Annotated in this window: 11 protein-coding genes and 1 tRNA gene; 8 read left to right on the top strand and 4 right to left on the bottom strand. The window is 49.3% G+C overall.

The annotated features are described in order from the left end of the window. Positions 1-75: 75 nt before the first annotated feature. Positions 76-161 (top strand) — tRNA-Leu (locus tag FDX03_RS07965). Positions 162-200: 39 nt separating this feature from the next. Here FDX03_RS07965 and FDX03_RS07960 read toward each other — a convergent pair. Next, on the bottom strand, positions 201-437 hold the full coding sequence (locus tag FDX03_RS07960) for a DUF1435 domain-containing protein (protein WP_086523828.1): 237 nt from the start codon (positions 435-437) through the stop codon (positions 201-203). A 253-nt stretch (positions 438-690) separates the two neighbouring features. Between FDX03_RS07960 and FDX03_RS07955 the strand changes: the two genes are divergently transcribed. Together FDX03_RS07955 and fhuF are read left to right on the top strand one after the other, a co-directional pair. Next, positions 691-1,767 carry a GGDEF domain-containing protein gene (locus tag FDX03_RS07955; RefSeq protein WP_048212780.1) on the top strand — a complete coding sequence of 359 codons (1,077 nt, stop codon included), beginning with the start codon at positions 691-693 and terminating at the stop codon, positions 1,765-1,767. Positions 1,768-1,875: 108 nt separating this feature from the next. Next, positions 1,876-2,664, top strand: coding sequence for a siderophore-iron reductase FhuF (gene fhuF, locus FDX03_RS07950; RefSeq protein WP_048212781.1), 789 nt, complete (start codon positions 1,876-1,878; stop codon positions 2,662-2,664). A gap of 29 nt (positions 2,665-2,693) precedes the next feature. On the opposite strand, the gene FDX03_RS07945 is transcribed toward fhuF, so the two are convergent. Then, positions 2,694-4,037 carry a PTS sugar transporter subunit IIC gene (locus FDX03_RS07945; RefSeq protein WP_137345759.1) on the bottom strand — a complete coding sequence of 448 codons (1,344 nt, stop codon included), beginning with the start codon at positions 4,035-4,037 and terminating at the stop codon, positions 2,694-2,696. A gap of 365 nt (positions 4,038-4,402) precedes the next feature. Here FDX03_RS07945 and FDX03_RS07940 point away from each other — a divergent pair, with 365 nt between their 5' ends. Then, positions 4,403-4,861: a YbaK/EbsC family protein gene (locus FDX03_RS07940; protein WP_048212783.1), complete on the top strand. Its 459-nt coding sequence runs from the start codon at positions 4,403-4,405 to the stop codon at positions 4,859-4,861. Between the two features lie 45 nt (positions 4,862-4,906). Here the strand turns inward: FDX03_RS07940 and bglJ are convergent, their stop codons facing one another. After that, positions 4,907-5,596 carry a DNA-binding transcriptional activator BglJ gene (bglJ, locus tag FDX03_RS07935; protein WP_048212784.1) on the bottom strand — a complete coding sequence of 230 codons (690 nt, stop codon included), beginning with the start codon at positions 5,594-5,596 and terminating at the stop codon, positions 4,907-4,909. Then, the gene (locus FDX03_RS07930) at positions 5,557-6,282 is read right to left on the bottom strand and encodes a response regulator transcription factor (protein WP_061067185.1); all 726 of its coding nucleotides are present in this window, start codon (positions 6,280-6,282) and stop codon (positions 5,557-5,559) included. Before FDX03_RS07930 ends, bglJ begins: the two co-directional genes overlap by 40 nt. Positions 6,283-6,725: 443 nt before the next feature. On the opposite strand from FDX03_RS07930, the gene FDX03_RS07925 reads away from it, so the two are divergent. The 4 genes from FDX03_RS07925 (at position 6,726) to dnaC (ending at position 9,369) form a co-directional block, all read left to right on the top strand. Further along, the gene (locus FDX03_RS07925) at positions 6,726-7,502 is read left to right on the top strand and encodes a threonine/serine exporter ThrE family protein (RefSeq protein ID WP_115643930.1); all 777 of its coding nucleotides are present in this window, start codon (positions 6,726-6,728) and stop codon (positions 7,500-7,502) included. Then, entirely contained in the window at positions 7,493-7,966 is a 474-nt protein-coding gene (locus tag FDX03_RS07920; RefSeq protein ID WP_048212787.1) for a threonine/serine exporter, read from the top strand. Before FDX03_RS07925 ends, FDX03_RS07920 begins: the two co-directional genes overlap by 10 nt. Before the next feature lie 123 nt (positions 7,967-8,089). Then, positions 8,090-8,629, top strand: coding sequence for a primosomal protein DnaT (gene dnaT, locus FDX03_RS07915; protein ID WP_137345758.1), 540 nt, complete (start codon positions 8,090-8,092; stop codon positions 8,627-8,629). A gap of 2 nt (positions 8,630-8,631) precedes the next feature. Then, complete coding sequence (gene dnaC, locus FDX03_RS07910) at positions 8,632-9,369, top strand: DNA replication protein DnaC (RefSeq protein WP_061067183.1); 738 nt, start codon at positions 8,632-8,634, stop codon at positions 9,367-9,369. Positions 9,370-9,423: the final 54 nt, after the last annotated feature.

The raw sequence follows: 9,423 nt of genomic DNA, 5'->3' as shown, positions 1-9,423 counted from the left end.
GTGTCCTTAGGATGTGGGGGTTCGAGTCCCCCCCCTCGCACCAACGAGGCGATATCAAAAAAATAAGATGACTGTGCGAAGGTGGCGGAATTGGTAGACGCGCTAGCTTCAGGTGTTAGTGTCCTTAGGATGTGGGGGTTCGAGTCCCCCCCCTCGCACCAATTATCTTATCTTTCCTTCGATTTTCTTTCCTGTTTTGCTCATCCCTGATTCCAGTTCATCATTACCAAAACAATGCCGCCGATCAGCGCCGCGCATGAAGGTAATAAGACAAAGTGCCGTAAACGCTTGTGGTATAACATGAGTGAAGTCAGTAGTAATCCTAATACAATCATCGCCTTCCATGCGTCGAGTGAAAGATCAGTAAATGCCAGCCCGGCAATCACTATCCCCGGCAGCAAAACCCCCCATCCACTGCCCAGCGCACGTTGCAACATGGTTTCACCTATGACATTGATAATGATAACCAATATCATATGATAAATTTTCTCATTTGTCAGCCAGGAAAGGATATCAATTCTATGAGTTTTACTTAACGATTGATGACATAAATAGTTTAAGGTGATAAATTGCTCGCCGGTTAGCTTTTCATCAAAAAACAATAACGACCTGAACGAATGATTTTTCGCTCATCATTTTTTCCTTACAAACACACCTTCGTATATTGCAGATAAATAACAATATTTACCTATGACAGTACAATCCTGGCGAACTCTGCGCACTAAGAAGTATCAACTTTCTTTACGTCTGTTTCTGCTTCTCAATGCAGTCTCCGCGCTGTTTACGCTTGTTTTCCCACTTTTTGCCGTCAAAGCCGTATCTGTCCCAGCGTTGCTCATCCTGGCCGCCAGTACATTGCTGTTGGCATGGCATGGCAAATATGCGAATAAAAAAATTAATCTTCCTTTTATTTCAATCGTTTTTGGCTTGCTATGGGCATTACATATTTTTCTGAAATATAACGCGCTAGGTCATAATGATTATTATTTTCTGTTAATCGCACTTCTCAGCGTGCTGTTTATTGGTTCTATCGCTTTTGCCAACAATATCATCGCCTTTACGCTGCATTCGTTACCCTCAGTCGTCGTCTGTTTATGGCTTAACGGCAGCGAGCATGGTCTGCGAATTTTCTATTTTATGGCGCTACCCATGGCCGGGATCGCCATCCAGCATGTAATACAAAAGCGCTACGACGGCTTCGCCCAGCAGTTGATGTACAAACTACTGGAAGAACGGGAAACCCTGAACGGACTCAGCATGCTCGACCCGCTAACCGGTTTGTACAATCGCCGGGGGCTGCAACACAGACTCGATACGCTGTTGGCCCTGAGCAACTCGAAGCACTACGTCCTGCTGATGGATATCGACCATTTCAAGGCCTATAACGATCATTACGGGCACATGATGGGCGATCAGGCGCTGATTCGCGTTTCTGCCGCGATTCGTGATTCCGTACGCTCCCGGGACGTGGTGGCACGTTTTGGTGGCGAAGAGTTTATGGTTTTGCTGACCGCGGTCGATCCCCAACAGGCCCAGGCTGCCGCCGAACGTATTCGCCAGAAAGTGTACGATCTTAAAATTCCACATATGTTTAATGAGAGCGTAGCAACCAATGTGACGGTCAGCATCGGTATTGCGCCTTTGGTGGAACAGGATATTGACTCCGCGATTACCAGAGCAGACAAAGCGCTTTATGAGGCCAAGAATATGGGTCGAAACAACACTCTGGTCAGCGATGAGCTGCGGATAAACTGCACCTCTTCCTGAGTTTTCCGTGCGGAACTGCCCGATCTTGCGACAAAGATCTTGCCATCGTTTACCCCCATCTATAGGATTAGAAATCATTATCATTTAGATTAACATCCTTATATCGCCATGGCTTACCGTTCCGCACCCATCGTTGAAGATGTCATCTGGCACAGCCATCTCCCTTCAGAGATGCCCTCGCTGGCGGCTTCCGTGCGTGCGACCATAGCCCAAACCCGCGAACACTTGCTGGATTTCATTCGCCTTGACGAGACCCCGCCGCAAGGTGCAATGACATTACATGAATGGACGCAACCGACAACGTTAAGTTCGCTTCTGGCCGTTTATTCAGACCACATCTACCGCAACCAGCCCACGTTAGTACGCGAAAATAAACCGCTGATCTCCCTTTGGGCGCAATGGTATATCGGCCTGATGATGCCCCCGCTTATGGTGGCTCTGCTGACGCAAAAAGAGGCTATCGACGTCTCTCCTGAACATATGCACGTGGAGTTTCACGAAACCGGGCGTGCCGCATGTTTCTGGATAGATGTACATCAGGATCACCAGACCACGGCACTCTCACCGCAACAACGTATGGAAACGCTGATTTTGTCAGCCCTGACACCGGTCGTTCAGGCACTGGAATCAACGGGTGAGATCAACGCGAAACTTGTCTGGAGCAATACGGGATACTTAATTCACTGGTACTTAACGGAAATGAAGCCGTTGTTAGGTGAAGAACTGTTGAACACGCTGCGCCAGACCTGCTTCTTTGAGAAACAACTATCCTGTGGCCAGGATAATCCGTTGTGGCGCACCGTCGTTCCACGCGAGGGACTGTTAGTACGCAGAACCTGCTGCCAGCGCTATCGCCTGCCCGATGTTCAGCAATGCGGCGACTGCACGCTAAAATAAGCGAGGAGCCATAGCCCCCCGCCAACACTTTATGCAACCTGCTGATTTTCCTCTTCTATCCGCTGTGCTTCTTCTTTTTCCTGCGCCAACAGTTGCCTCTCATAAACCTTAAAGAATGGGAAGTAGATGATGGCAGAAACCAGCGCCAACACGACCACCAGGATCGCCGCACGATAATCCCAGCCTAATGCCCATGCCGCGCCAACGGGCGCCGGTGCGGTCCAGGGAACCACTGAAATCACCCGCCCAATTAGATCCAGTTTCATCGCCGCCCAGGCCAGCACCGCGTTCACCATTGGGGCCAGCAGGAAGGGAATAAAGAACACTGGATTCATGACAATCGGCGTACCGAAAATCACCGGCTCGTTAATGTTGAAAATACTGGGGACCACGCTCAAACGCCCAATCGATCGTAGATGGGCCGAGCGGCTGCGCAGATAGCAAATCACCAGCCCCATCGTCGCCCCCGATCCCCCCACGACGATAAAGAACGTCCAGAACGCTTCCATAAAGATATGCGGTAAAGGCGCGCCCTGCGCCAGCGCCGACTGGTTCATGCCGAGGTTGGTCAACCAGAACATTTGCAGCATACCCGACACAATCGCCGCACCGTGAATACCGGCAAACCACAGCAGATGGCCGATCAGTACTGCCAGCAGTATCGCCGGCAGAGAATCCGCTGCGGACACCAGTGGTTTAAAGATGGCCATAATGGCCTGCGGGATCAGCATATCAAACTGCGACTGTATCACCAGGCTCAGCGGGTACAGCGTCAGCACCACCACCAGTACCGGGATCAGGAGATCAAATGAGTTTTTGATCATCGGCGGCACTTGATCGGGTAAGCGGATCCCGATGTTGTGCGCCTTCAGGAAGCGCATCATTTCAACGCAATAAATTGCCACCAGGATGGCAGTGAAAATTCCCGTACCGCCGAGGCTATCAACCGGCATCGTACCTTTGGTTTTCGGTGCGGCAATCAACAAAAACGCCATGATCGACAGCATCGCACACATAAACGGATCTAACTGATGCGACTTCATATAGTGCTTGCCCAGGTTATAGGCAATAGCCGCACATATGTAGACCGACATGATCCCCATTGTCATATCAAACGGCGTGAGTATCTGGCCTTCAAATTGTTTTGCCAGATCCAGCCATGCGCGGGCAAACCCCCAGGTGGTATCCGGCGAAAAAGGCGGATAGGCAAAAACCAGCAGAAAAGACCCTACAATCATAAACGGCATCGCCGAAATGAAACCATCACGTATTGCCATCACATGGCGTTGTGAAGAAATGCGCCCGGCGACAGGGCTAACGTAGCTTTCAACAAAGCGGAAAATCACATTAAATACAGCATGGTTAGTAGACATAGCCGTTCTCCCGTTGTGCTAAACCCTGCAACCGTGCTGGTATCAACACCACCACGTAAAACCCATTCCTACTATTCGCAACCGTGCCGGGAGAAAAACCAGCCTTACCGCTTTTTGAGTTAAGTTTCATAGATGGCTCTTATTATGTGATACAGAGGGAGTGACAGCTTCAGTATTAATCGCCATTTCAGTATTCCGCAACCGGTTACTGTAACCGGTTTCTTTGATTGTGAAGGTGATCGAGAAACTGCCAATGTTGCTGTGTTGTTACAATAAAATATTTACAGTAACGCTGCCCCTATGACAAATTACGCCAGGCGGTTTTCTGCTATGCAGGACTGCGGATATGCGAGAGGGAGAGAAGAATGAGTTTACAATCAGTACGGCAGTTTTTAGCGCAACATGCGCCAGATATTGAAATCATCGAATTAGATCAAAGCACCGCCACCGTCGATCTGGCAGCCAAGGCCCATAACGTCGAACCAGGGCAGATAGCAAAAACGCTGTCACTAAAGGTAAAAAACGACATTATCCTGGTCGTCGCCAGAGGAGATGCTCGCCTCGATAATAAAAAACTGAAAAATACGTTTGGCGCCAAAGCGCGCATGCTGAGTAGCGATGAAGTAGTCAACGCAACAGGTCATCCCGTAGGAGGCGTATGTCCTTTCGGGTTGGAGACACCCATATCGGTGTACTGTGATGTCTCGTTGAAACACTATACAGAAGTGCTCCCTGCAGCAGGAGCCACTCACAGCGCGGTTCGCATTGCGCCAGAAAGAATAGCAGAACTGACTGCGGCAACCTGGGTTGATGTGTGCCAGTGATCGATTTACCTTTCCATGCCAATGACTACGCCGGTACGCATCTTCTCAAGCACGCCATAACGGGGCAGTACGACGAAAAGATGACGGTTCTGCAGAGCGCACATGCAGCAGGATATCGGCAGCATTCAGTAATCCGGCATCCGAACTAACGCCCAGTTTGGACATCACATTAAATTTATGCGCACGAATCGTTTTAATGTTTCGCTCAAGCTCAATCGCGATCTGCAGCATCGAATAACCATTCGACATATAGCGCAGAATTTCGCGCTCGGTTGGGCTAAGCATACGGCATTGATTGATATACCAGAGCTTCTTCGTGTCTTCTGTTTCCCCTCTGGCGCAATCCAGCGCTGCAAATAATTCTTCCTGCAACATACTCAGCGTGGATGCTTTGCTAATCACGGCATCCAGTGGTAGCGGTGACAGCGAGCCAATTAGCCGCGCCTCGTCATCATCATCGGCAATGACCACCCGCTTGATGCGAGGGTGTTTCACCGCCAGCTCTGTCAGATAAGCCAGTCCGGTGCGGCGATCGGTTCTTTTCGCGGAAAGTGAAAAAATAACCGCGGAAAATGACGTCTGTGACATCGCCTGGCTTAAGGCTGGCTGTCCTGAAAAGGGATGAAGTTGGTATTGATTGTTCGGTCTGGCATTAAATAAATTATAAATACCCACGCTGCTCATTACACACTTTTCTACCAGTGCGACATTTCTTTTGATACTTCTGTCTTCCATTCCGTGGTCTCTCCATAAACTGAAGGTAGATTCAACTCTCGTGCTCCTTGAGAACTATTTATCCAGGCATACATCTCCGCATTGCTGTGTATTGACAGACGACGCATCGCACTATTTTTCTGGGCGCTGATTGTCTTATTACTTTTTTTAAGTAATGTGGCAATCTGATTAATCCCCCAGCCCTTTCCCAGAAGCCGTAACACTTTCCGTTCAGATAGCGTCAGAATAATTGAGTGTACGCTATGATCCTGTTTTTCTGGTGCTATTACCGGAGAGAGCAATACCGGGCTAATTCTGTCGGCATAAACATTCCCTGCATCAATAGCATTTACTAAACTATCAATCGGTTCGGCATCTGATAACAGCGTACTGATTGGACACATCAGCATCTCAACGGCCACAGGATAATAATTTCGAGAAACGAGAAAGACCCAGTGAATATCACGATATTGAGGTAACAAAGAATAATATTGTTCGCAGACCGCACGCGGATGACTGCAGTCTCCAGTTAAATCAGCGATAACCAGATCTGAACGTCGCAGTTGCATCAATGTTAGTTCTTCTACGGCGCGGCAGTAGGTCAGTTTGTAATCAGAGAAATGCGCTTGCATTACCCCTTTAAGCCCAATTTGTATGATAGGTAATTTACTAATAATAATTGCGTTCTTGCAGCGTCCTGGCAACATAACTCCTCCATATTCACATGTCTTCAATCTTGCGCGCGCAAGTATCACCTACAATCAAATAAAATAATTAATAAATAGACATGCGTTAAACAATAGACAGGATGAATTATTTATCCTTATTCTAAATAGAAAATGGCGATGCTACGCTCCCAATAACATCACACTATAAATTTATCATGCCATAATCACGCAAATGTACATTCATTGTACAATTAAAATAACTACATTAAATTATTAGCATTCCTTACGTAATTACTGTTCATCTCGAAAAATTTAGCCCTGGTTCAGGAGTGTGTCCCACGATACGATTTCCTACAACCACCAAGTGACCTGTTTCTTTTTTCAACACAAAAATTGATCTTATCCAGAGCCAACCGACTCACGCTTCATGATAAAAAGAAGATATTCTTCATTAAGAGAGCATCTTTTAGTCAGAGCGAGCTATGCAAACAGAGCAGTCGTCACAAAGAACGGTTACACGGTTATGTATACAATGCGGGCTTTTTTTACTGCAACATGGCGCAGAAAGCGCGTTGGTCGATGAACTCTCCACCCGCCTGGGTCTGGCGCTTGGGATGGACAGTGTAGAAAGTGCCATATCATCGAATGCCATCGTCCTGACGACGATCAAAGACGGACAATGCCTGACATCGACCCGAAAAAATCAGGATCGTGGCATCAACATGCACGTCGTGACGGAAGTGCAACACATCGTTATTTTGGCAGAGCATAATCTGTTGGATGAAAAAGGGGTAGAGAAACGGTTTAACCAAATCAAACCGCTACGCTATCCCAGATGGCTGGTTGCTTTCATGGTAGGATTGTCCTGCGCCTGCTTTTGTAAACTCAATAACGGCGGCTGGGATGGCGCGATGATCACCTTTTTCGCCAGCATGATAGCCATGTACATTCGCCAGCTCCTGGCTTCCCGGCATTTGCATCCACAAATCAACTTTTGTATTACCGCTTTTGTCGCGACCACCATATCCGGCCTGCTGCTTACGCTACCGACGTTTAATCACACACCTACCGTAGCCATGGCCGCCAGCGTGCTGTTATTGGTCCCCGGTTTTCCGTTAATCAATTCGGTTGCGGATATGTTTAAAGGACACATTAATACCGGGCTCGCTCGCTGGGCGATTGCCAGTCTGCTTACGCTGGCAACCTGCATTGGCGTGGTGATGTCTATGACCTTATGGGGGCTGCGCGGATGGGCGTGATCGATTTCATTTTGGCGCTGATGCAGGACATGATCCTGTCGGCGATCCCGGCGCTTGGCTTTGCTATGGTATTTAACGTACCGCATCGGGCACTCCCCTGGTGTGCGTTACTCGGCGCGCTTGGGCACGGTTCACGGATGGTCATGATGACTGCAGGGTTTAATATCGAATGGTCCACCTTTATGGCCTCGCTGCTGGTCGGCTGCATTGGGATCCAGTGGTCGCGCTGGTATCTGGCGCATCCGAAAGTCTTCACCGTTGCAGCAGTGATCCCTATGTTTCCGGGGATCTCCGCCTACACCGCCATGATATCCGCCGTAAAGATCGGTCATTTCGGCTATAGCGAAGCGCTGATGATCACCCTGCTGACCAATTTTCTGAAAGCCTCATCGATTGTGGGCGCACTCTCAATTGGACTTTCCGTGCCAGGATTATGGCTGTATCGCAAACGTCCGCGCGTATAACGAATGAACCTGTTTACCCCTTTGCAGATGGGGGAACCTTCCCTCATCTGCTGCTCTCCTCTCTCTCTGTGTTACTATAAAAGCAGTCCCCTTCTCGGTTGTTGTTCAGTATTGAGAAACATTATGCCCTGCAAAATTTTGACGCCGGACGTCACTAGCATTGACGCCTTACTACACGATCACCAAACTGTGCTGGCCAGGTCTGCGGGCGGTGCCGTAGCCGTATTCGCTAACAACGCGCCAGCGTTTTACGCGGTGACGCCTGCACGGCTGGCAGAGTTGCTGGCACTTGAAGAGAAGCTGTCACGCCCGGGAAGCGATGTAACATTAGATGCCCAATTTTATGAAGAGCCGCAAGCGGTACCGGTTGCCGTACCAATGGGTAAATTTGCGATGTACGCTGACTGGCAGCCAGATGCTGACTTCCAGCGTCAGGCCGCCTTGTGGGGCGTGGCGTTAAGAGAGCCCGTCACCGCCGAGGAACTGGCTTCATTTGTTGCCTACTGGCAAGCCGAAGGCAAAGTCTTTCACCATATTCAGTGGCAGCAAAAACTGGCGCGCAGCATCCAGATTGGACGGGCCAGCAATGGCGGAATGCCAAAGCGCGATGTGAACAGCGTCAGTGAACCTGACTGCCACATTCCACCGGGTTTTAGAGGATAACGATGAAAAACGTTGGCGACCTGATGAAACGTTTGCAAAAAATGATGCCACCCAATGTTGAGCCCGCCTTTAAAACGGGCGAAGAACTGCTGGCATGGCAAAAAGAGCAAGGTGAAATTCGCGCCGCCGCGCTGGCCCGCGAAAACCGGGCCATGAAAATGCAGCGTACATTCAACCGTTCCGGTATCCGTCCGCTGCATCAGAACTGTTCGTTCGATAACTATCGAGTGGAGTGCGAAGGTCAGATGAATGCCCTGAGCAAAGCTCGCCAGTACGTTGAAGAGTTTGACGGCAACATCGCCAGTTTTATCTTCTCTGGCAAGCCCGGCACGGGTAAAAACCATCTGGCCGCCGCCATCTGCAACGAACTGCTGCTGCGCGGCAAGTCGGTACTGATTATTACCGTCGCCGATATCATGTCGGCGATGAAAGAAACGTTCAGCAATCGTGAAACCAGCGAAGAACAGTTGCTCAACGATCTGAGTAATGTGGATCTGCTGGTGATCGACGAGATCGGCATGCAGACAGAATCCCGCTACGAGAAAGTGATCATCAACCAGATCGTCGATCGCCGTTCGTCGTCTAAACGTCCAACCGGCATGTTAACTAACAGCAATATGGATGAAATGAACAAGCTGCTGGGCGAGCGCGTGATGGACCGTATGCGCCTTGGCAACAGCCTGTGGGTCATTTTTAACTGGGAAAGCTACCGTAGTCGGGTCACCGGTAAAGAGTATTAACGTATTAGGACCACTCCTAAGACTGCCAGCGCTATACTGCGCTGAAAAGGCATA

It is taken from the genome of Citrobacter sp. wls827 (assembly GCF_005280875.1).
In the GTDB taxonomy this organism is placed as follows: Bacteria; Pseudomonadota; Gammaproteobacteria; order Enterobacterales; family Enterobacteriaceae; genus Citrobacter; species Citrobacter youngae.
Note: the sequence above shows the minus strand (reverse complement) of the source record. Positions and strands in the feature narration are given on the sequence as shown.

Bases quoted from the DNA above. Each gene is read 5' to 3' on its own strand.
- FDX03_RS07960 (WP_086523828.1), bottom strand. From the start codon at position 437: ATGTTGCAACGTGCGCTGGGCAGTGGATGGGGGGTTTTGCTGCCGGGG.
- FDX03_RS07955 (WP_048212780.1), top strand. From the start codon at position 691: ATGACAGTACAATCCTGGCGAACTCTGCGCACTAAGAAGTATCAACTT.
- fhuF (WP_048212781.1), top strand. From the start codon at position 1,876: ATGGCTTACCGTTCCGCACCCATCGTTGAAGATGTCATCTGGCACAGC.
- FDX03_RS07945 (WP_137345759.1), bottom strand. From the start codon at position 4,037: ATGTCTACTAACCATGCTGTATTTAATGTGATTTTCCGCTTTGTTGAA.
- FDX03_RS07940 (WP_048212783.1), top strand. From the start codon at position 4,403: ATGAGTTTACAATCAGTACGGCAGTTTTTAGCGCAACATGCGCCAGAT.
- bglJ (WP_048212784.1), bottom strand. From the start codon at position 5,596: ATGGAAGACAGAAGTATCAAAAGAAATGTCGCACTGGTAGAAAAGTGT.
- FDX03_RS07930 (WP_061067185.1), bottom strand. From the start codon at position 6,282: ATGTTGCCAGGACGCTGCAAGAACGCAATTATTATTAGTAAATTACCT.
- FDX03_RS07925 (WP_115643930.1), top strand. From the start codon at position 6,726: ATGCAAACAGAGCAGTCGTCACAAAGAACGGTTACACGGTTATGTATA.
- FDX03_RS07920 (WP_048212787.1), top strand. From the start codon at position 7,493: ATGGGCGTGATCGATTTCATTTTGGCGCTGATGCAGGACATGATCCTG.
- dnaT (WP_137345758.1), top strand. From the start codon at position 8,090: ATGCCCTGCAAAATTTTGACGCCGGACGTCACTAGCATTGACGCCTTA.
- dnaC (WP_061067183.1), top strand. From the start codon at position 8,632: ATGAAAAACGTTGGCGACCTGATGAAACGTTTGCAAAAAATGATGCCA.